This window comes from Nonomuraea monospora (genome assembly GCF_039531895.1).
Lineage (GTDB): Bacteria > Actinomycetota > Actinomycetes > Streptosporangiales > Streptosporangiaceae > Nonomuraea > Nonomuraea monospora.
Genome location: NZ_BAAAQX010000049.1, coordinates 47,439 through 67,986, shown reverse-complemented (window position 1 = coordinate 67,986; position 20,548 = coordinate 47,439). Strand labels below are relative to the sequence as shown.

Annotated in this window: 22 protein-coding genes; 13 read left to right on the top strand and 9 right to left on the bottom strand. The window is 72.5% G+C overall.

What is annotated here, in order from left to right:
* Positions 1 to 68: 68 nt before the first annotated feature.
* Positions 69 to 1,091: an NAD(P)-dependent alcohol dehydrogenase gene (locus ABD331_RS53490; RefSeq protein ID WP_344494026.1), complete on the top strand. Its 1,023-nt coding sequence runs from the start codon at positions 69 to 71 to the stop codon at positions 1,089 to 1,091.
* On the opposite strand, the gene ABD331_RS53485 is transcribed toward ABD331_RS53490, so the two are convergent.
* Positions 1,042 to 1,785 carry an SDR family oxidoreductase gene (locus ABD331_RS53485; RefSeq protein ID WP_344494024.1) on the bottom strand — a complete coding sequence of 248 codons (744 nt, stop codon included), beginning with the start codon at positions 1,783 to 1,785 and terminating at the stop codon, positions 1,042 to 1,044. The genes ABD331_RS53490 and ABD331_RS53485 overlap by 50 nt on opposite strands.
* A gap of 86 nt (positions 1,786 to 1,871) precedes the next feature.
* On the opposite strand from ABD331_RS53485, the gene ABD331_RS53480 reads away from it, so the two are divergent.
* Positions 1,872 to 2,477: a TetR/AcrR family transcriptional regulator gene (locus ABD331_RS53480; RefSeq protein WP_344494022.1), complete on the top strand. Its 606-nt coding sequence runs from the start codon at positions 1,872 to 1,874 to the stop codon at positions 2,475 to 2,477.
* 26 nt (positions 2,478 to 2,503) lie between these two features.
* Here the strand turns inward: ABD331_RS53480 and ABD331_RS53475 are convergent, their stop codons facing one another.
* Positions 2,504 to 2,968 (bottom strand): MarR family winged helix-turn-helix transcriptional regulator, encoded by a 465-nt coding sequence (locus tag ABD331_RS53475; RefSeq protein ID WP_425566262.1) that lies wholly within the window; start codon positions 2,966 to 2,968, stop codon positions 2,504 to 2,506.
* A 93-nt stretch (positions 2,969 to 3,061) separates the two neighbouring features.
* On the opposite strand from ABD331_RS53475, the gene ABD331_RS53470 reads away from it, so the two are divergent.
* Positions 3,062 to 3,607, top strand: a complete 546-nt coding sequence (locus ABD331_RS53470) for a YceI family protein (protein ID WP_344494018.1) — start codon at positions 3,062 to 3,064, stop codon at positions 3,605 to 3,607.
* Here the strand turns inward: ABD331_RS53470 and ABD331_RS53465 are convergent.
* A complete protein-coding gene (locus tag ABD331_RS53465; protein WP_344494016.1) occupies positions 3,594 to 4,925 on the bottom strand; it encodes a hypothetical protein in 1,332 nt (443 codons plus the stop codon). The genes ABD331_RS53470 and ABD331_RS53465 overlap by 14 nt on opposite strands.
* Positions 4,926 to 5,159: 234 nt before the next feature.
* Here ABD331_RS53465 and ABD331_RS53460 point away from each other — a divergent pair, with 234 nt between their 5' ends.
* Positions 5,160 to 5,567, top strand: a complete 408-nt coding sequence (locus tag ABD331_RS53460; protein WP_344494014.1) for a hypothetical protein — start codon at positions 5,160 to 5,162, stop codon at positions 5,565 to 5,567.
* Positions 5,568 to 5,809: 242 nt separating this feature from the next.
* The gene (locus tag ABD331_RS53455; RefSeq protein WP_344494012.1) at positions 5,810 to 7,321 is read left to right on the top strand and encodes a PQQ-dependent sugar dehydrogenase; all 1,512 of its coding nucleotides are present in this window, start codon (positions 5,810 to 5,812) and stop codon (positions 7,319 to 7,321) included.
* A 3-nt stretch (positions 7,322 to 7,324) separates the two neighbouring features.
* On the opposite strand, the gene ABD331_RS53450 is transcribed toward ABD331_RS53455, so the two are convergent.
* Entirely contained in the window at positions 7,325 to 7,888 is a 564-nt protein-coding gene (locus ABD331_RS53450; protein ID WP_344494010.1) for an ArsR/SmtB family transcription factor, read from the bottom strand.
* A gap of 79 nt (positions 7,889 to 7,967) precedes the next feature.
* On the opposite strand from ABD331_RS53450, the gene ABD331_RS53445 reads away from it, so the two are divergent.
* The gene (locus ABD331_RS53445; protein WP_344494008.1) at positions 7,968 to 9,395 is read left to right on the top strand and encodes an alpha/beta hydrolase family protein; all 1,428 of its coding nucleotides are present in this window, start codon (positions 7,968 to 7,970) and stop codon (positions 9,393 to 9,395) included.
* A gap of 8 nt (positions 9,396 to 9,403) precedes the next feature.
* Here ABD331_RS53445 and ABD331_RS53440 read toward each other — a convergent pair whose 3' ends face one another.
* On the bottom strand, positions 9,404 to 10,363 hold the full coding sequence (locus tag ABD331_RS53440) for a helix-turn-helix domain-containing protein (protein ID WP_344494006.1): 960 nt from the start codon (positions 10,361 to 10,363) through the stop codon (positions 9,404 to 9,406).
* A 100-nt stretch (positions 10,364 to 10,463) separates the two neighbouring features.
* Here ABD331_RS53440 and ABD331_RS53435 point away from each other — a divergent pair, with 100 nt between their 5' ends.
* The gene (locus ABD331_RS53435) at positions 10,464 to 11,492 is read left to right on the top strand and encodes a saccharopine dehydrogenase family protein (protein ID WP_344494004.1); all 1,029 of its coding nucleotides are present in this window, start codon (positions 10,464 to 10,466) and stop codon (positions 11,490 to 11,492) included.
* A gap of 34 nt (positions 11,493 to 11,526) precedes the next feature.
* On the opposite strand, the gene ABD331_RS53430 is transcribed toward ABD331_RS53435, so the two are convergent.
* Together ABD331_RS53430 and ABD331_RS53425 are read right to left on the bottom strand one after the other, a co-directional pair.
* Complete coding sequence (locus tag ABD331_RS53430) at positions 11,527 to 12,174, bottom strand: NUDIX hydrolase (RefSeq protein WP_344494002.1); 648 nt, start codon at positions 12,172 to 12,174, stop codon at positions 11,527 to 11,529.
* A gap of 38 nt (positions 12,175 to 12,212) precedes the next feature.
* On the bottom strand, positions 12,213 to 12,908 hold the full coding sequence (locus ABD331_RS53425) for a hypothetical protein (RefSeq protein WP_344494000.1): 696 nt from the start codon (positions 12,906 to 12,908) through the stop codon (positions 12,213 to 12,215).
* Between the two features lie 141 nt (positions 12,909 to 13,049).
* On the opposite strand from ABD331_RS53425, the gene ABD331_RS53420 reads away from it, so the two are divergent.
* Complete coding sequence (locus ABD331_RS53420; protein WP_344493998.1) at positions 13,050 to 13,304, top strand: hypothetical protein; 255 nt, start codon at positions 13,050 to 13,052, stop codon at positions 13,302 to 13,304.
* Between the two features lie 121 nt (positions 13,305 to 13,425).
* Here ABD331_RS53420 and ABD331_RS53415 read toward each other — a convergent pair whose 3' ends face one another.
* On the bottom strand, positions 13,426 to 14,424 hold the full coding sequence (locus ABD331_RS53415) for a hypothetical protein (protein WP_344493996.1): 999 nt from the start codon (positions 14,422 to 14,424) through the stop codon (positions 13,426 to 13,428).
* Positions 14,425 to 14,632: 208 nt separating this feature from the next.
* Here ABD331_RS53415 and ABD331_RS53410 point away from each other — a divergent pair, with 208 nt between their 5' ends.
* On the top strand, positions 14,633 to 15,040 hold the full coding sequence (locus ABD331_RS53410; RefSeq protein WP_344493994.1) for a hypothetical protein: 408 nt from the start codon (positions 14,633 to 14,635) through the stop codon (positions 15,038 to 15,040).
* A 67-nt stretch (positions 15,041 to 15,107) separates the two neighbouring features.
* On the opposite strand, the gene ABD331_RS53405 is transcribed toward ABD331_RS53410, so the two are convergent.
* Positions 15,108 to 15,950 carry an oxidoreductase gene (locus tag ABD331_RS53405; RefSeq protein ID WP_344493992.1) on the bottom strand — a complete coding sequence of 281 codons (843 nt, stop codon included), beginning with the start codon at positions 15,948 to 15,950 and terminating at the stop codon, positions 15,108 to 15,110.
* Positions 15,951 to 16,097: 147 nt separating this feature from the next.
* Here ABD331_RS53405 and ABD331_RS53400 point away from each other — a divergent pair, with 147 nt between their 5' ends.
* The 4 genes from ABD331_RS53400 (at position 16,098) to ABD331_RS53385 (ending at position 20,539) form a co-directional block, all read left to right on the top strand.
* Positions 16,098 to 16,643, top strand: a complete 546-nt coding sequence (locus ABD331_RS53400) for a TetR/AcrR family transcriptional regulator (RefSeq protein WP_344493990.1) — start codon at positions 16,098 to 16,100, stop codon at positions 16,641 to 16,643.
* Positions 16,644 to 16,751: 108 nt separating this feature from the next.
* Positions 16,752 to 17,177, top strand: coding sequence for an organic hydroperoxide resistance protein (locus ABD331_RS53395; protein WP_344493988.1), 426 nt, complete (start codon positions 16,752 to 16,754; stop codon positions 17,175 to 17,177).
* A gap of 256 nt (positions 17,178 to 17,433) precedes the next feature.
* Positions 17,434 to 20,325, top strand: coding sequence for an ATP-binding protein (locus tag ABD331_RS53390; RefSeq protein ID WP_344493986.1), 2,892 nt, complete (start codon positions 17,434 to 17,436; stop codon positions 20,323 to 20,325).
* Positions 20,326 to 20,374: 49 nt separating this feature from the next.
* Positions 20,375 to 20,539 (top strand): hypothetical protein, encoded by a 165-nt coding sequence (locus ABD331_RS53385; protein ID WP_344493984.1) that lies wholly within the window; start codon positions 20,375 to 20,377, stop codon positions 20,537 to 20,539.
* Positions 20,540 to 20,548 lie beyond the last annotated feature (9 nt).

The following is a 20,548-nucleotide window of genomic DNA, read 5'->3' as shown; positions in this document are numbered from 1 at the left end:
GACACTACCTCCCCCATCACGAATTCACGTGATTTCGTACGCCCCCTTCCGCCCGCACCCTGGAACGCGTGAAAGCCATCCGCTACCACGCCTACGGCCCGCCCGAGGTGCTCCGGATCGAGGACGCGGACCCGCCCGCCGTCGGCCCCGACGACGTGCTGATCCGCGTGCACGCCGCCTCCGTCAACCCCCTGGACTGGCACAACATGCGCGGCGAGCCGTACATCGCGCGCCCGATGAGCGGCCTGACCCGCCCGAAGCACACCGCGCTGGGCGCGGACCTGGCGGGCGTGGTGGAGGCGGTCGGCCGCGACGTCACGGCCTTCGCGCCGGGCGACGAGGTGTACGGCGGCTGCGGCCTGGATCTGGTGCCCGGCACGACGGGCCTGGCCGAGTACGCCTGCCTGAAGCAGGACGGGATGCTGCTGAGGAAGCCGGCCGGGCTGACGTTCGAGCAGGCCGCGGCCGTCCCGGTGGCGGCGCTCACCGCGTTGCAGGCGCTGCGGGACGTGGCGCGGCTGCGGCGCGGGCACCGGGTGCTGGTGAACGGGGCGGCGGGCGGCGTGGGGACGTTCGCGGTGCAGATCGCCAAGGCGCTGGGGGCGGCCGAGGTGACCGGGGTGTGCGGCACCGGCAACGTGGAGCTGGTCCGGTCGATCGGCGCGGACCACGTCCTCGACTACACCAAGGAGGACTACACGCGCGCGGGCCGCCGGTACGACGTGGTGCTCGATCTGGTCGCCAACCACGGCGTGCTGGCGAACCGGCGCGTGCTCGCCCGCCGGGGCGTGTTCGTCGAGGGCGCCCCGTCGAAGGGCCTGTGGATCGGGCCGGTGATCGGCATGGTCAAGCTGGCGGTGATGCCCCGGATGACGTTCTTCCTGAGCCGCAACAGCCGGGAGGACCTCGCCCTCGTCAGTGAGCTGATCGAGTCGGGCGAGGTCACACCGGTCATCGACCGGACCTATTCGCTGGACGACGCCGCCGAGGCCGTCCGGTATCTCGAACAGGGGCACGCGAGGGGCAAGGTCGTGGTGACGGTCACACCCTCACGGACAGACCGCCGTCCACGGGAAGGTTCACCCCGGTGATGTAGCCGGCGGCGGGGGAGGCCAGGAAGGCGACGGCGTGGGCGACGTCCTCGCCGGCGCCGATCCGGCCCAGCGGCACGCGCGTGGCCAGCTCTTTGAGGAAGGCGTCGCGCGTGGTCTCGGGCAGGCCGAGCTTGTCGAAGGCGGGGGTGTCGATGGGGCCGGGGCTGACGGCGTTGACGCGGATGCCGCGCGGGGCCAGCTCGACGGCCAGGGCGCGGACCATCGAGATCAGGGCGCCCTTGGTGGCGCTGTAGACCGACCAGTGGGGCTGGCCGAGCGCCGCTCCGATGGCGCCGTTGAAGATCACGGAGGCGCCGTCGGCGAGCAGGGGGAGCACCCGCTGGAGGGTGAAGACCTGGCCTTTGACGTTGACGTCGAAGTGCTGGTCGTAGAACGTCTCGTCGATCGACTCCAGCGGGGCGACCCGGCCGGTGCCGGCGTTGAGGAACACCAGGTCGAGGTGGCCGAGGTGGTCGCGTACGTGCTGGGCGACGGCTTCGGCGTCGTCCGGCACGGCCAGGTCGGCGCGCAGGATCGCGACGTCCTGGGGGAGTGCGTCCCTGGCGGCGGCCAGGGTGACGGGGTCGCGGCCGGTGACGAGCACCGTGTACCCCTGGGCGTGCAGGGTGCGGGCGGTGGCCAAGCCGATCCCGGTGGTGCCGCCGGTGATCAGTGCGGCGGATGCGGTCACGTCATGCTCCTCACAAGTGGACGGATCGGTCCAATGAATGTAGGCACAACTGGACCGATCCGTCCAGAGCCATTAGGCTGATCGTCATGGCGCACCAGCCGACCACCGACCGGGGCAGGCGCAGCCGCGACCGCATCGTGGCGGCGGCGTCCGAGCTGATGGCGACCCACGGTGTCAGCGGCACCGGCATCGAGCGTGTCCTGGCGCGGGCCGGGGCGAGCAAGAGCCAGCTCTACCACTTCTTCGACGACAAGGACGACCTGGTCAGAGCCGTGATCCAGGCCAGGCTCGACGGCGTGCTCGGAGCGCAGGGGCCGCTGCTCGCCGAGCTGGACGACTGGGCGGGCATCCGCCGCTGGCTCGACCTGATGATCAGCGAGAACGAGGCGAACGGCCTGCCCGGCTGCCCCATCGGCAGCCTCGCCGCCGAGCTGTGCGGTCGCGACGAGGCGGCCAGGGCCGACCTGGAGCGTTGCTTCGAGATCCTGGAGGGCCATCTGGCGGACGGGCTGGCGAGCATGCGGGCGCGCGGCCTGCTCGTCGCGGAGGCGGATCCGCGGCGGCTGGCCATGGTGGTGTTCGCCGCGTTCCAGGGCGGGTTGCTGCTGGCCAGGACACGGCAGGACGTCGAGCCGCTGCGCGTGGCGCTCGACGCGGCCTACGAGCACCTGCGCTCATTCAGAAGCGACTAGCTCCGGTTCTCTGGCGAGTAAAGCGACTAGCTCCGGTTCTCCGGCGCGGTCAGGTGGTCGAGCAGGACCTGGCTGATCTCGCCGAGCTGCCGGAACTGCTCAGGGGTCAGCGCGTCGATCAGGTGCTCCCGCACGCTCTCCACGTGCCGCGGCGCCGCCGCCTCCAGCGCGGCCAGGCCCTCGTCGGTGAGCACGGCGAGCCAGCCGCGCCGGTCGCCCTCGTAGTGCTCCCGGCGCACCCAGCCGCTCTGTTCGAGCTTGTTGACCGCGTGGGAGATGCGGCTGGGCTTGGAGCGCGTCCAGTGCGCCAGCTCGCTCATCCGCAGGGTGCGCCGCGGCGCCTCGGAGAGCAGGACCAGCAGCTCGTAGTACGTCGGCGGCATGCCGGCCGCGTGCATCAGGTCACGGTCGAGCCGGTCGTTCACCAGGCGCGTGGCCTGCGCGAACGCCCGCCAGCTCCGTTGTTCGTCGTCGTTCAGCCACCTCGTCACGCCAGGCATCCTACTCAACTGTTGCGCGCTGAAATAAATGGAAGTACTGTCGCGCTGAATGTTCCAGTGCTGAACTAAATGACAGGAGCGGACATGTACCCCAGTGAACTGAGCGGCGCCTACACCATCGATCCCGCGCACAGCCGCTTCGGCTTCGTCGCCAGGCATGCCATGGTGACCAAGGTCCGCGGCAGCTTCCCCGTCGTGGAGGCCACCGCGACGCTGGACGCCGCCGACCCGGCCGCGTCCAGCGTCCGCGTGGTGCTGGACGCGGCGGGCGTCGCCACCGGCAACGACCAGCGGGACGAGCACCTGCGCACCGGCGACTTCCTCGACGCCGCCGCGCACCCGCACATCACGTTCACCAGCACCGCGATCAAACACGCGGGCGGCGACGGCTTCGAGGTGACCGGCGACCTGACCATCCGCGGCGTCACCCGCGAGATCACCATCCCCCTCGAGTACACCGGCACGGCCATCGACGTCATGGGGCTCAAGCGGGTGGGGTTCGAGGGCGGCACCGTGATCAATCGCAAGGACTACGGGGTGAGCTTCAACGCCGTCCTGGAGACCGGCGGGGTGATGGTGTCGGAGAAGATCACCCTGGAGTTCGACCTGTCCGCCGTCAAGGCCGACTAGTGGGGCAGGGGGTGAAGAGCGGGCGCGTGCCGGTGGAGTAGGCGGCCGGGTCGGTGAAGCGGCACCCGTAGGACGGGGCGGCCACCACGGCCCGGTTCGTCACGTCGTCGCCCTGGGGCCGCCTGCCGGTCCGTTCCCACCGGACCAGGTCGTCCCAGGCGGCGCCCGCCTCCGCGTCGCTGAACTCGCAGTGCCCCACCGCGCGGATCGCCCGCTGCACCAGCAGCCCGGACCGGCCGTGCCGGGCCACGTCGGCGCGGTAGTACTGCTCCATCGAGAACGGCACGAAGGCGTCGCCCAGGTCGTGCAGCGACAACACGGGCACGTCGATCCTGCCGGAGACGGCGGGCACCTCCGTCAGCCGCGCCGTGCGGCGCGCCACCGGATCGGCGGGCTCGACCCGCTGCACGCTCGCGTTCACGTTCACCGGCGTGACGGGGCGGTAGACGGTGTCGCGGTTGGTCGCCACCCTGCCGGGCTCCTGCGCGAGCGTGCCGCCGCCGTCCGGGCCGGCCAGGCCGAACAGGAAGTCCTGCCAGTACGCGAACGCCGCCGCCCCGCCGGGCCGTTCGCCACCGCTGAGGTCGACCACGATGTCGCGGAACTGCCTGCCCAGCTCGTTGGCCGGCTCGCCGCCGCCGTTCAGCCCGAGCCGCTCCTTGATCTTCGGGACGACCGAGGTCGCGTAGTCCGCCGGGATCGGGTACGCGGGCACGTCGGCCAGGTCCTGGGCGACGAGCTGGAAGTCGAGGAAGAAGTCGAACAGCTCGTGGTCGCCGAGCACCCCGCACATCGGCAGCGCGGCGTCGTACACGCCGGGGAACTGCTCGATCGAGCGGACCGTCACGTGACCGCCCATGGAGACGCCGGCCAGGAACGTCCGGCGCGGCCGTGCCACCTCCTGCGCGAAGCGCGTGACGAGGTCGCGGGTGCTGAGCACGCCCGCCCGCACGTCGTAGCCGTTGGCGTAGTAGGAGGAGGCGGCCCAGGCGTAGCCCTGCTCCAGCAGCCGCTGCCGCAGGCCGTAGGAGGGCGGGTCCACGGTGAGCACCGTCGTGTCGCCGCGGTAGCCGTGCGCCCACATCACCAGCTCGCCGTTCCAGCGCGGCGGCACCTCGAGGTCGAACGCGGCGTGCTCGTGCACCCCCTGCACCACCCGGCTCGGCTTGCCGTGCACGGTGGCCGGGGCCAGGGGCGGGTTGTCGATGGTGTAGCCCGGCAGGGGCTGGTCGCCGGGGACGCCGGGCGCCGCGGCGGCGGGTGCCGCGGGTAACGCGCACAGCACCACGGCGAGCGCGGCCGAGAGGAGGGTACGCATGGGATCGTCACCTTTCTCCGGGATTTCTCCGAATTTCGACTCCTGCATGTTCTCAGCCCCGCTGGGGCCGATGTGAGCACCGTTACCTGCTGGGATGTGTGGGCTTTGACGGGTTGTTTGGGTTTAAGGAGGTAACTGAGAGTATTCGCATGGGTACGTCTGCTTCCGTCAGGCGATCGCCCAGCACGGGGGACGCCGGACTTCTGGCCGATCTGCAATGAACGGAAACAGCACGTGAACACTCAAATTCGCCGAGGGCGGCTCGCGGCGCTCGTACTGACCGGCGCGGTCGCCGGTGTCGTCTTCCTTCCTCTGGGCGTGGGGGTGGCCAGCGCGAGCGCCGGCTTCCCCGCCGTACAGGCCGGGGGCCCGCCCTCCGAGCCGGTGCGCCACGTCACCAAGTACGTGCCGAGGGAGAAGCCCGTCCTGCACAACCCGCGCTACCACATGCCGCGGATCGACGTCATCGTCCACAACGACAACTACTCGCGTAACGAGCGCCACCACGAGCGTCTCAAGCACGAGCCGGTCAAGCACGAGCCGGTGAAGGAAGAGCCCGTCAAGGAAGAGCCGATCAAGGACGAGCCGATCAAGGACGACAAGGTCGACAACGACAAGTGGTGGTGGCCGAACCTGGACTAATCCGTCCGGGTTCACGGTGACCTGGGGCCGCTTCCTGTCGGGGAAGGAGGAGGCGGCCCCTGACCACAACGATGTACGTTTCATCGGCCCCGCCGGGCCGCTCCCGCATCGTCCCCGGTCAGAGGGCGGGAACGACCCGGCGGGACCGCCGGCGGCGACGGCCTTGATCGTGAACCTGGTTGTGACGGCGGGCGAGCGGATACCGTCCGATCTCGACGAAGCCTCGCCGCTGGAGCCCTGACATGCCAGGAAAACGCTGGGCAGCGCCCGTGCTGCTCGCCTTGTCCCTGCCACTGCTAGCCCCCGTCACCACCCCGCCGCCCGCGTCGGCCGCCGCCGCCGTGCCGCTGGAGGAGATCAACGCCACCACCACCCAGGTCGCGTTCGGCTTACGCCGCCCCACCGCCATCGCCGCCCCGGACGACGGCACGCACCGGCTGTTCATCACCGAGAAGCGCGGCACCGTACGCGTCTACCACCCCGACACCGGCCTCGCGCAGACCCCGATCATCGACGTCACCGCGTCCGTGGACGAGTCCGGCAACGAGCGCGGGCTGCTCGGCATCGCCCTGGCCCCCGACTTCGCCACCAGCCAGGACCTCTACCTGGCCTACACCGCCCTGCCCGACGGCGCCGTCACCCTGGCCAGGTACCGGCTGGACGAGGCGCGGCTCGAACCGCTGCTCTCCCAGGAGCACGCCGAGAACACCAACCACAACGGCGGCCAGATCGCCTTCGGCACCGACGGCAACCTGTACATGAGCATCGGCGACGGCGGCGGCGCAGGCGACCCCTTCGACACCGGGCAGCGCCTGGACACCCTGCTGGGCAAGATCCTGCGGGTGGACGTGAGCAGGAGCTGTGGCGCGCTGGCCTACTGCGTGCCCGCCGACAACCCGTTCGTGGGTGTTGCGGGGGCGAGGGCTGAGGTATGGATGTACGGCGGCCGTAACCCCTGGCGCTTTTCCGTCGATCCGGCGGACGGCTCGATGTGGATCGGTGACGTCGGGCAGGGCCGGTGGGAGGAGGTCAACCACGTCAAGACCGGGCGGCAGGCCGGCGCGAACCTCGGCTGGTCCTGCTACGAAGGGCTTGAGGTGTTCGACCAGGCCCAGTGCCGCTCCGGCGCCACGTACACCAAGCCCGTCTTCACCTACTCGCCGCACACCGGCGGCTGCGCCGTCATCGGCGGCCAGGTCTACCGCGGCAAGCAGTTCGCCGACCTGGTCGGCGGCACTTACATCGCCGCCGACTACTGCTACATGACCGTGTGGGCGCTGCGGGACAACGGCACGGGCACCTACGCCGCGGCGGAGCTCGGCGAGATGCCGACGCAGGTCACCGCGTTCGGCGCGACGCCGGAAGGCGAGCTGTACGTCGTCAACGACCTGCCCGGCGGCCTGCACAAGGTCTCCTTCGAACGGGCGAAGCCGACCTGCCGGATCGCCTACACCACCCGGACCTGGGGGACCGGCCTGACCGTCGATCTCACCATCACCAACACCGGCACCGCGCCGCTCAGCGCCTGGACGCTGCGCTTCCCCCTCGGCAGGGGGCAGAGCGTCATCTCCGACTGGAACACCGACCTGACGCAGAGCGGCGACATGGTCACCGCGGTCAACGCCGCCCACAACGGCTCCATCGCCCCCGGCCAGAGCGTCACCATGGGCTACCTCGCCAGCCACACGGGCGACGCGTCCGCGCCGAGCAGGTTCACGCTCAACAGGGACAACTGCGCCGTGGTCAGGAGCTGACCTTCAGCTCTCGTCGGCGGGCAGGGTGAAGAAACGGACGTGGACGGGGCGCGCATCCGGCGGCGCCCCGTCGGCCGGGCGGCTGTAACGCAGCAGCAGGGCGATGTACTCCTCGTAGAACGCGTCCAGGTCCTGCTTCGTCATGCGGGCCAGCCCGCGCGAGCCCCGCGCCCAGCCGGGGTCGGCCCGGTAGGCGGCGGGGAAGCGCTCGAACAGGGCGCGGTCCTCCTCGTAGCCGATCCGGTGGAACTCCTCCAGCACCGGCCTGTCCTCCGGCGCGACCTGGTCGGGGGTGGGCAGGCGCAGGTCCCTGGGGATCCGGGCGCGGCGCCACCAGCGTTCGCGGCCGGTGGAGCGCTCGGGGATCTCCTCGATGAAGCCGTACTTCTCCAACTGGCGCAGGTGGTAGCTGGTGGTGCCGGTCTTGGCGCCGAGCAGCTCGCCGAGCGTGGTGGAGGTGGCGGGGCCGTGCACGTTGAGGTGGGTCAGCATGCGGCGGCGCATCGGGTGCGCCAGGGCCTTGAGCCGGTCGGGGTCGTCGAGTACGTACGGCTCGTCATCCTTCATGAGGAGCAGGCTAGTCCTCCAGAACGATATCTGCAGACATTCCTTTGCCGAGACTTCTCTGCAGACTAGTCTCGGCAACATGAGGAAGATCCTTATGGCGGCTCTGGCCGTGTTGTTCGCCGTCGCGACACCCGCCCAGGCCGCCTTCGCGACACCCGCTTACGCCGCAGCGCCGCCGGGACTGCCGGGTGACTTAACGTCCACTGAGGTGAGCTTTCGCGGCGACGGAGGTCTGGAGCTGCGCGGCAGCGTGATCAGCCTGCCGGACGCGCCCGCCGGGCGGCCAGGGGTCGTGCTGGTGCACGGCGCGGGCACCGGCACACCCCGGGAGAAGCTGCTGGCCGAGGCCGTCGCCTTCGCCCGGCAGGGCCTGTCCGTGCTCGTCTACGACAAGCGCTCGGTCGGCTACTCGACGTTCGAACGGTCGTACGCGCAGCTCGCCACGGACGCCCTGGCCGCCGTCGAGACGCTGCGACGCCAGCCCGGCGTCGATCCGGCCAAGGTCGGCATCTGGGGGCTCAGTGAGGGCGGCTGGGTGGCGCCGATCGCCGCCACCCGTTCCCCGGACCTCGCCTTCGTCATCCTCGTCGGCGCCAACGCGCTCAACCCGCTGCGTCAGCAGACCTGGGCGGTGGCGGCGGGGCTGCGCAAGGCGGGCGCGGGCGGGTCGCTGGTGGACCGGGCCGAGCCGAACCTGTACCGGGTGATCGCGGACGGCGGCCTGTTCCCCGAGCCGTACCACGACCCCGAGCCGGTCATCGAGCGGTTGCGGCAGCCCGTGCTCGGCATCTGGGGGGTGCACGACCTGCTCACCCCGCCCAGGGAGTCGCCGCCGCTGTTCGCCGAGGCGCTGGAGAGGAGCGGGAACCGCCGCTACACGTTCCGGTTCTTCCCCGGCGCCGATCACGCCGCCCACCTGACGCCCGACGGCGGCGTCACCCGGCTGCCCGAGCTGGCGCCCGGCTACGCCGAGCTGGTCGGGACGTGGGTACGCGACGCCACCTCCGGCCGCGCGCCCGTGGCGCAGGTGTCCGGCCCCGACCCGCAGCAGGCCAGTGACACCGTCGGGGTGCCGCCCACCGCCTGGTGGGAGTCGGCCGGCGTGCAGCTCCTGGCGCTGGTGCTGTTCCTGGTGGCGTTCGGCGGGTACCCCGTGGTCGCCCTGGTCCGGCGGATCAGGCGCGGCCCGGCCGTCGCGCCGACCAAGGCGGCGCGGCTGGTGAGCGCGGGCGGGCTGGTGGCGCCGGTGGGCGGGTTCGCCTACCTGTTCTACGTGGTCATGACCGGAGGGAAGCTGGCCTCGCCCGGGCCCCTCGTGGGGGACAGGCCGCTGCTCTGGCTCGCCCTCCAGGCGGTCGCGGTCGTGACCGTCGTCGCCACCGTGCTCACGGCGGCGCGGTGGCGTCGGGTGACGGAACGCGGTGAGCGGGTGCGGCTGGGGGTGCTGGTCGCGGGCGGCGTCGTGTTCCTGCCCTGGGCGCTGTACTGGGGACTGCTGCTCCCCTAGGCACGACGTCAGTGCACGCGCAGGGGGTGGGCGCGGGAGCGGAACGTGCGGCGGTAGGTGTCCGGAGGCACGCCGACCGTGCGGTTGAAGTTGCGGCGCAGGGTCGTGGCGGTGCCCATGCCGGTGGCCGCCGCGATCGTGTCCACGCTGTCGTCAGTGGTCTCCAGCAGTTGCTGGGCGTGGCGGATCCGCTGGATCAGCAGCCACTGCAGCGGCGTCGTGCCGGTCACCGACCTGAAGTGGCGGCCCAGGTTGCGCGCGCTCATCCGCGCCTGGCGGGCCAGGTCCTCCACGCTCAGCGGATGGTCCAGCCGCTCCATCACCCACGGGAACAGCTCGGCCAGCGGATGGTTGTCCGGGGCGGGCACCGGGGTGGTGACGAACTGGGACTGGCCGCCGTCCCGGTGCGGCGGCACGACGAGGCGGCGGGCGACCGCGTTGGTGACCGACGAGCCGTGGTCCAGGCGGACCAGGTGCAGGCACAGGTCCATGGCGGCGGCCTTGCCCGCCGAGGTGAGCACGCTGCCGTTGTCCACGTACAGGACGTCCGGATCCACCTCCACCTGGGGGTGGCGCGCGGCCAGGACCTCGGTGTGCGCCCAGTGCGTGGTGGCCCGCCTGCCGTCCAGCAGACCGGCGGCGGCCAGGATGAACGCGCCCGTGCACAGGGACGCCACGCGCGCGCCCGCCTCGTGGGCCGCGCGCACCGCCTCGACCAGCTTGGCGGGCGGGTCCACATCGACGTCGGCCCAGCCGGGGACGATCACGGTGTCGGCGCGGGAGAGATGGTCGAGGCCGTGGTCGGGCTCCAACCGGAACCTGCCCGCCCGCACGGGGCCCTGCCCGCAGACCACGAAGTCGTACCAGGGGTCGGCCAGGTGGGAAAGGTCGCTCCCGAAGACCTCGTACGCCAGGGACAGCTCGAAGTGCAGCATGCCATCGGTGACGGCCAGCGCGACTGTGTGCATGTCCGGAATTGTATGGGTAATGGCGTTCCGGACGCTCGTGCGCGTGGGAGGGATCTTGCCAGGATGTTCACATCAGAACAGCCGATTGAGGGAGAAACCCATGGCAGCGGGGCAGAAGGTGGCGGTTTTCGGCGCGTACGGGCACACCGGCCGGTTCGTGGTGGCGGAGCTGCGGGAGCGCGGGTTCGTCCCGGTGCTGTCCGGACGTGACGCCGACAAGCTGAAGGCGCAGGCGTACGAGACGGGGCTGGAGGCGCGCCCGGCGTCAGTGGACGACCCGGCCGCGCTCGACCGCGCGCTCGCCGGCACGGCGGCCGTGATCAACGCCGCCGGGCCCTTCGCCGTGACCGGCGCCCCCGTGATCGAGGCGGCCCTGCGCGCCGGCATCCCGTACGTGGACGTGGCGGCCGAGATCGAGGCCAACGCCGACACGTTCGCGCACTTCGCCGACCGCGCCCGCGACGCCGGAGCGGTGGTCGTGCCCGCCATGGCCTTCTACGGCGGCCTCGGCGACCTGCTGGTCACCGCCGCGATGGGCGACTGGACGTCGGCCGACGAGGCGCACATCGCCTACGGCCTGAGCAACTGGCACCCCACCGCAGGGACGCGCGCCTCCGGCGTGATCTCCCGGGAACGGCGCGACGGCCGCCGCGTCCGCTTCTCGGGCGGGCGGCTGGAGTACCGCGACGACAAGGCCCCCACCCTGGAGTGGGCGTTCCCCGAGCCGATGGGCACGCGCGCCGTCATCGGCGAGTTCACCATGGCGGACGTCGTCACCGTGCCCAGCCACCTGCCCATCCCCGAGGTGTGCACGTACATGACGGTCGAGGCCGCCAAGGACGTCGTCGCCCCCGACAGCCCGACGCCCGCGCCGGCCGACGAGTCGGGGCGGTCGGCGCAGACCTTCCTGGTGGACGTCGTCGTGCGCTCCGGCGGGGACGAGCGGCGGGCCGTGGCGACGGGGCAGGACATCTACGCCGTCACCGCGCCGCTGGTGGTGGAGGCGGTCGAGCGCATCCTCACCGGGCGGACCAAGGCGGTGGGGGTGGTCTCCGCCGGTGAGATCTTCGACGCGACCGACTTCCTGCGCGCGCTGTCCGCGCACCTGTCCGTGGACCTGCGCCCGTGACCCCGCTGTGCGCACGCGGGGTCGTGGAGCCCTGTCACGGCGTCCCCTCCTGAAGACGCAGGCGGGCGGCGGACAGCTTCGCCACGAACCGCGACATCTCCGGATCGAACCGCTCCGCCTCCCAGCGGGAACCGTCCCCGAGCCCGAACCAGCGCACCTCGGCGAACTCACGCAGATCAGGCGTGACCGCCGCCCGCTGATCCCCCTCCAGCACGAACCAGAGCGTCACGTCGGTGTGCGAGTCCGCCCCGCGCGTCCGCGTCACGGTGAGGAAGAACGGCTCGCGGCCGAGTGCCGGATGGAAGCGGGCGGCGAGGCCCAGCTCCTCCTCGGCCTCGCGCAGCACCGTCCGGCGCGGATCCTCGCCCGGATCGACGTGCCCGCCCGGCGGCAGCCACGCCCGCGCCTTCCTGTGATCGACGAGCAGCACCGCGTCGCGCCGCTCGTCCACCAGGACGGCGTACACGACGAGGTGGTGAGGCGGCGTCGCGGGCTTGGCCACGCGGAACAGCGGCGCGCCCGAGTCCACCCACTCCAGCGCCCACCGGCGGTCCGCCGCCTCCCGGTCGTCGTGCGGGGAAAGCTCCTCGACCAGGGTGCGGACCAGCCGCTCGGGGCCAGGACGCATCGGAACGGTGTCGCAGGCGACCCTGGGCCGGTGGAAATACTTCGATTCGGTCACGGCCAAGGACGATAGCTCCCAGCACTGACATCGCAGACCTAACTCGTGACGACCTCTTCGTCGCGGCGCTTCATGAAGAAGTGGATGCCCCGGTCGGTCTGCATCGCGGTGTGGAACTTCCTGGCCTTGGACTTCGCCGACGCGTTCGTCGTGACGACCGTGACGACCACGTAGTTCAGGTACGCGCCGGAGTAGACCGCGCCGTAGGCGAAGCTGCTGTGGGCGCTGCTCCTGCGCCAGGCCACCTTCTCGTCGGCGCCGTTCTTGAGCTGGGTCGCGGTCTTCTTGGCGTCCGCCGCCTGCGGGAACCGCAGGATGACCTGCACCGCCTTCAGGTTGCCGCCGTAGGCGGTGTAGGCGAGCTGGACGGCGCTCTCGCAGTCGTTGTCGGCCATCACGCCCTCGGCGTCGAGCGGGTCGCACGAGTCGTACGTCCAGCCGCCGACCTTGCGGGCCGCGTACTTCTCGCCCTTCAGCGAGTAGTTCCAGTTGCCGAACTCCGTGTGGGTGAGCGGGGAATCCGCGCTGCCGCTGGACGTTTCTGACGGCTCGGGGGAGCTGGTCGTGGGGGTGGGGGACGGCTCGGGGGAGGACGACGGCGGGGTGGACGTGGGTGGTGCGGTGGTCGGCTGGGCGATGGGGGTGGGGGGTGCCTCGGTGGAGGAGTTGATGTAGGCGTACGCGCCGAACGCGCCGCCGCCCAGCAGGAGGAGCGCGGTCAGGGCGACGATCATGCCGATGAGCACGGGGTTGTTGCGGTTGCCCGGCGGACGGCCGTAGGGCGGCTGCCCGTAGCTCGGCTGCCCATACCCCGGCTGGCCCGGCTGGCCCGGCTGGCCCGGCTGGCCCGGCTGGCCCGGCTGCCCCGGCTGCCCGTGCGTAGGCGGCTGGCCGTAACCCGGTTGTCCGGGCTGACCGTACGCGGGAGGCGGGCCGTATCCGGGCTGGCCAGGCTGACCATGCCCGGGTGGCTGACCATGCCCGGCGGGCTGGCCATGCCCAGGTGGCTGAGCATGCCCAGGTGGCTGGCCGTGGCCAGGTGGCGGGCCGTAGCCCGGCTGGCCGGGCTGGCCAGGTCCAGATGGGCCGGGGGCCTGTGGGGGGCCGTAGCCGGGGGTGCCCTGGCCTGACGGCGGCCCGTACCCTTGGCTCCCTTGAGGCCCCCAGGGCCCTTGGGGACGGGGCTGCTGAGGGTGTGCCATCACCCCATTGTGGGACACTTTCGTCCCGTCTGCCCCAAGTACCCCCTAACTATGATCCGCACCGCCAGACAGCCGCCGCCGGCAAACTGTTCTGACCACGCGTGGAACCACCCACGGAGTCGTCGTCCCCGACCGTGGTGACGGACTCGGCGCCGTCGAGCTGACCCAGCGACGTCCCGTACCGCCACACCTGGAACGGCGTGCCGGTCAGCGAGGTGACGAGCAGCCCGTTCCGGTTGAGCTGCGTCACCTGCGCGCCCTGGGGCAGCACGTGCGGCACGCCGTCACGGTCCCAGTAGGCGGGCCGGTTGGGGTCGGAGCCCAGCCGCAGCGACCCGCCGACGAGCCCGCCGGCGATCACCAGGGCGTAGCCGTGCTGGGTGTCCGGCGCCTCGGGCAGGCGGGTGACCTGGCCGTCGCGCCACAGGTACGGCCAAGGGTAGGTCGTCCTTGCGCCCACCAGCAGGGTGCCGTCGCCGTCCACGTCGATCAGCGCCATGCCGTCGGGCACGCCCTGCACCTGCTCGACGACGCCGGGCCGGTCGTGCGGCCAGCGCACCACCACGGGCACGAAGCCGGTGCCCCGCCACAGCAGGGCGTTGCCGTAGACGTCGCCGTTGTCGGCGATCCCGGCGGCCCTGCTGGTCGTCTCCGCGCCGGGCAGCGCGGGCAGCATCTCCCGCTGCCCGCTCCGGATGCGGAAGGAGACCACGTGCTCTCCGTAGAGGCCCTTGAGGGACGTCCCGGCGATGGTGCCCGCGCGGTTCTGGCCCACGACGCGGTCGGCGCCCTGGCCGGAGGCGCCGTAGTCGATGACGCGGCCGTCCTTCCAGTACAGGATCCGCCAGCCGGTGGCCGGGAAGTAGGCCCTGCCGGCGTAGCCGCCGCTGTGGTCGGTGGCCTCCACCAGGTGCTGGGTGGTGCCGGCCGGGGCAGGGAGTGGCTGCATCCGCCAGGTGCACGCCGACCGCGCCGCCGCCGCTGCCGGGGGCGTGAGGCCGAGCACGGCGAGGACGAGCACCGCCGCCAACGCGATTCTGCCTGTCATGCCAACAGTCGATCGTGACGGGCGGCGGCGGGCATCTCCCTGAGTGCTCAGGAGCCTGCGATCCGGATCACGGCGCGCCCCGTCAGTCGTGTCAGCGGCCGTGTCAGCACCACGACAGTCCGGTATCAGGCGAGTCGGACATCTTTATGGACATGACGGTGCGGCGCTCGCGGCACCGGAACCGTACACCACCACAGGAGCATCCGATATGTCCCTCAACCTGACCGACCAGGACAAGGCCACCCTCCGCACCGCCGCCTACGGCGCCGTCACGCTGCTGTCCGCCGCCGGTGCCGCCGGCTCGCCGCACAAGATCGCGACCGAGGGCTCGATCGCCCTGGCCTCCGCCACCGGCCCGATCGGGCACGTGCTGGCCGCGAAGTCCAAGGACATCACGCTGGACGGCAAGTCCGTCGCCGACCTGGCCGACCACGTGCTGCCCGCGCTCACGGAGTCGATGAGCCTGCTCAAGCGGCAGGCGCCGGAGGAGGCGGACAACTACCGCAGCACCGTGCTGATCGCGGTCGAGGCGGCCATGCGGGCCCAGAAGGGCGAGCCCGGCCCGACCCTGACCGAGATGGCCCGCAAGATCACCGAGGCCATCGACGCCGCATGATGGGCGGCCCGGCCCGCCACGGGCGTGTCCCGCGCCTCGGCTCTGGGAAGGCTCCGCTCGAAAAGGGTCAGCGCTCGTCGGCGGGAAAGTCGGCGGAGCGGCTGACCTCGGCCCACTTCTCGGTCTCGGCGGCGCGGATCGCGCCCGCCTTCTGGGCGCTGGCGACGGCGTCGCTGCCGAGCAGGAGCCGCCGGGGCGGGTCGTCGTCGCGGACGACGTCGATGATGACCTTGGCGGCGCGGGCGGGGTCGCCGGGCTGGGCGCCGTCGGTCTCGCGGCGGTAGCGGTGGATGGCGCCCACGCTCTGCTCGTAGTCGGGGCCGACGGCGTGCATCTCCATGGACGAGCCCTGCCAGTCGGTACGGAACGCGCCAGGCTCCACGATGATCACCTTGACGCCGAAGGGCGCGACCTCGTTGGCGAGCACCTCGGAGAAGCCTTCGACGGCGAACTTGGCCGTCTGGTAGGCGCCCATGCCCGGGGTGCCGCCGACGCGCCCGCCGATGGAGGAGAACTGCACGAAGACGCCCGACCGCTGGGTGCGCAGGACGGGCAGGGCGGCCCGGGTGACGTTCACGACGCCGAAGAGGTTGGTCTCGATCTGGGCGCGGAAGTCGTCCTCGGCCATCTCCTCGATGGGGGCGCTGTTGCCGTAGCCGGCGTTGTTGACCACCACGTCGAGGCGGCCGAAGGCGTCCACGGCCTCCTGGACGGCGCGGGTGGCCGCCGCGGCGTCGGTGACGTCGAGCGCGACCGCCCGCACCTGGTCGCCGTGGCGGGCGACCAGGTCGTCGAGCTGCTTGGGGCTGCGGGCGGTGGCGACGACGCGGTCGCCCGCTTCGAGGACGGCTTCGGCGAGGCGGCGCCCGAGGCCGCGTGACGCTCCGGTGATGAGCCAGGTCCTTGCCATGACGATCTCCTAGTTCTTAGCTGCCTCATCAATGTAGCACTTATAAAAGTGAAGTGCTCATAAGAGTGACACTATATCTGTGACGTGCCAGACCTATGTAGCGGGTAATGGCGTAACATGCCCATGCGCGGGCGGTACCTTGGGTGCGTGAGAGCAGACGCCGCACGCAACCTCGAACGTGTCCTCAGCACCGGCGCCCGCATGCTGGCGGACGACCCCACGGTGACGATCGCCGCCATAGCCGCGGCGGCGGGCGTGGACCGCCGCACGGTCTACCGCCGCTTCGCCTCCCGTGAGGAGTTGCTGGCCGCCGTCTACAAGGCGCGCTACGACGCGGTCGAGGAGGCCGTCGAGGCGGCGCGGCTGCGCGAGGCGCCGGTCGCGGTCGCGCTGCACCGCTACGTCGAGGGGATCGTCGGCGTCAACCGTAAGTGGCCGGTGGAGACCAGTCGCATGCTGCGCGAGGAGACGCTGCGCGAGCGCCGCCGCCGCCTGATCGATGAGGTGGACGCCTTTCTGGCGCGCGCCACCGACGAGGGCCTGTTGCGCTCCGACCTGCCGCCCGGCTGGGTGGCCACGGTCCTGCCGCCGCTGATGGAGCACGCCGCCGACGGCCTGCCCGAGCTGAGCGCCGCCCAGGCCGCCGACGTGGTGGTGGACACGCTGCTGCGCGGCGCGGGAGCGACGCCATAGCGTCACCGGCTTGACTGGTGACGAGCTGGACTGCCAGAATCGTCACCACTTGAGCCGGTGACGCCCAAAACGGCGCTCCCGGCGTACCGCTCAGAAAGGGAGAAAGCCATGGCTGTCAGCTACACCGGGGTCGTCACCGTCACGGGCGAGGGCCGCAACGGCGGCCGGGTCCAGGCCGACGACGGCCTGCTCGACACGATGCTCGCCATCCCGAAGGAGCTCGGCGGCGCCGGCGGCGCCACCAACCCCGAGCAGCTCTTCGCCGCCGGCTGGGGCGCCTGCTTCCTCGGCGCGGTCAGGCGGGCGGCGGCGCAGCGCAAGGTCAGGCTGACCAGCACCGCCATCACCGTCGAGGCGACCCTGAGCCACGGCGACGACGGCGAGTTCGGCCTCAGCGCGGTGCTCAACCTGGAGCTCGGCGGCGTCGACCAGCGGACGGCCGAGGAGCTCGGCGCGGCGGCCCACCAGCTCTGCCCCTACTCCAAGGCGACCCGCGGCAACATCCCGGTCACCGTCAACGCGAAGGCCGTCTGACATGGCCGTCCCGCCGGAACCGCGCACGCCGGGCCTACGACGAGGACGCGTACTGCCTGTGAGAGCGCTGATGGTGGTCACCATCGCGGTGGCCGTCGCGCTGGCCTGCCTGGCCGGGGTGGTCTGAGACAACGTGGTCCGAACCGGGGGGCCTACCGCGCTGCAACGTTGCAATGGGAAGATCTTCCTGCCGGAACGTTGCTGGTAGGCGGTGCGGGGCCCTCACTCCGCGCACCGCGGAGGGTGAGGCTTGTCGGTGACTGGCGCACGAGAGGAGGCCGTTCCCCTCGTCCGTGTGCCGCGCGTCGTGGGGCGCGACGCGGAGCTGGAGCGGCTGCGCCGCGCGCTGGCGGACCCGTTCGCGCTGGTGCTCGTCGAGGGGGAGGCGGGCATCGGCAAGACCCGGCTGGTGCAGGAAGTGATCAACGGGCGGGAGCGGCTGCTCGTCGCGGTGTGCCCGCCCTTCCAGGACGCCGCCACGCTCGGCCCCGTCGTGGACGCCGTCCGGCAGACCGGCGTGACGCCCGCCGGGCTGGGGCTGAGCGGGCTCGCCGGAGCGCTGCGGCCCCTGTTCCCCGACTGGGCGGGCGAGCTGCCCGCACCGGTCGAGCCGCTGCCGGACGCCACCGCCACCCAGCACCGGCTGCTGCGCGCCCTGGCCGAGCTGCTCGACCGGCTCGGCGTCGGGCTGCTCGTCGTCGAGGACGCGCACTGGGCCGACGAGGCCACCCTCGAACTGTTGCTGCTGCTCACCGCCCGGCGGCCACCGGGCCTCGGCGTGCTGGTGACCTACCGGCCCGAGGACGTGCCCGCCGGGTCGCTGCTGCGCCGCCTGTCCTCCCGGGTCCGCGGCGGCGACGGCCACCTGCGCCTGTCCCTGGGCCCGCTCGGCGTGGCCGACACCGCCGCGCTCGTGTCGTCGATGCTCGACGCCGAGCACGTGTCGGACGCGTTCGCCCGGTTCCTGCACACCCAGACCGACGGGCTGCCGCTCGCCGTCGAGGAGTCCGTGCGGCTGCTGCGCGACCGCGCCGACCTCGTCCGCGTGGACGGGGAGTGGGTGCGGCGCAGCCTCGACGAGATCGCGGTGCCGCCGACCATCCGCGACGCGGTGCTGGAACGCGTCGGCCGCCTCGCGGAACCGGCCAGGACGATCCTGCACGCCGCCGCGGTGCTCGCCGAGCCCGCTGACGAGCCGGTGCTGCGCACGGTCGCCGACCTGCCCGAGCGGCAGGCCCGCGCCGGGATCGTCGAGGCCATCGCCGGCGGCCTGCTGAAGGAGGACGAGCGCGGGCGGCTCGCGTTCGGGCACGTCCTGGCCGCCCGCGCCACCTACGACGCGGTGCCTGGCCCGATCCGCCGGCTGCTGCACGGGCGGGCCGGGCGGGCGCTCGAAGCGGCGGCCCGGCCGTCGGCCTCGCGGCTGGCCCGCCACTTCCGGCAGACCGGCGACACCGGACGCTGGATCGGGTACGCCGAGCAGGCCGCGGACCTCGCGCTCGACGTGGGCGACGACGCCGCCGCCACCGCCCACCTGCTCGACCTGCTCGAAGCGGACCTGCCCGCCGACGCGCTGACCCGCATCGCCGAGAAGATGCCGACCCTCGCCTCCACCGGCTACCTGGACCGCAGCGGCCTGGTGGAGGTGCTGCGCTCGGTGCTCGACAGGACCACGCTGTCCACGCGCCGGCGCGCGGAGCTGCGCACCCAGCTCGGTGCCGCGCTCATCCGCAGGGGCGAGCACGAGGCCGCCGTGGCCGAGCTGGAGCGCGCCGTCCCCGACCTGGAGCACGACCCGCTGCGGCAGGCCCACGCGATGACGGGGCTGGGCATGCCGTACAGCACGGACTGGCCGGCCGGGGAGCACCGCCGCTGGCTCGACAGGGCTGCCGGCGTGGTGGCGCGGGCGTCCCTGCCGCGGCCGGAGGTGCTCGGCCTCCAGGTCAACTGGGCGACCGCCCTGCTGGCGCTCGGTGACCCCGAGGGCTGGGCCGTCGCCGCGCGGCTCCCCGTCGCCGCCGACACCCCGGCCGAGGCCGCCCCGATCGCCCGGGCGGCGCTGAACGTGGGCAATTCGGCCATGCGCTGGGGCCGGTACGACGAGGCGCGCGAGCACCTGACCCACGGCGTCGAGCTCGCCGAGCACCGCGGCTACGTGCGGCTGCACGACATGATCGCCGTGACCTGCGCCCACCTGGACTGGTTCACCGGCCGGTGGGACGGGCTGGCCGAACGCGTTCTCCGGCTCGCCGAGCTCGACGGCGAGCCGGAGATCCGGCTGGACGCGCTCATGGTCGCCGGGCTGCTCGACGCCGCGCGGGGCGACCGCGAGAGCGCGCGGGCCCGGCTGCGGTGGGTGCTGGAGGACTCAGGCAGGCGCGGCCTGGCGCAGGTGCCGCCGGAACCGGCCGCCGCCCTGGCCCGCCTGTGCCTGGCCGAGCAGGACGCCGACGGCGCCCTGCGCCTGACCGACGCGCCGCTGCGGCTGGTCGCCGCCAAGGGCACGTGGTTGTGGGCCACCGAGCTGATGCCGATGCGGGTGGCCGCCCTGCTCGCCGCCGGACGGCACGCGGAGGCCCGCGACGTCGTCGCCCGGTACGAGCACGGCCTGCGCGACTGCCCGGCGGCCGGTGCGCACGCGGCGCTGGCCGACTGCCGCGCCCGGCTCGCCGAGGCGCACGACGGGCCCGCTGCCGCCGCCGGCGTCTACGCCTCGGCCGCCGCGCGGTGGGACGCGCTGCCCAGACCCTACGCGGCGCTGCTCACCCGCGAACGGCAGGCGTCCTGCCTCGTGGCGGCCGGGCGGCGCGACGCCGGGCTGGAGCTGCTGGCCGAGGTGCGGGCCGGGCTGTCCCGGCTTGGCGCCCCCGGTGACGCCGAGCGGGTCGCGGAGGTGCTGCACGACCACGGGGTACGGCGTGGGTGGCGGGGCGGGCGGCGCGGGTACGGCAGCGAGCTGTCGCCCAGGGAACGCGAGGTGGTCCGGCTGGTGATCACCGGGATGGGCAACAAGGCGATCGCCGAGGCGCTGTCCCGGTCGCCGAAGACCGTCGCCGCGCAGCTCAACTCGGCGATGCGGAAGCTGGGGGTGTCGTCGCGGACGGCGCTGGCGGTCGCCGCCGTTCAGGCCGGGCTGGGGGATCTTTAGGTCATCCGCCCAATAGCTAGCGGACGGGCGCGGCTTCGATACTCGCAGCGTGCCCACGACTCCGCAGCCGCCAGACGACCAGCCCGCCGACGAAGAGGGCTCCGCACCAGCCCGGCAACCGTCGGCCCCACCGTCCGATGAGCCGGTGGACACGCCGGCGCAAGGCGACGGCGACACCGGCTCGGAGTCCCGGCCCGGCTACGAACCCCTCTGATCGGAGAAC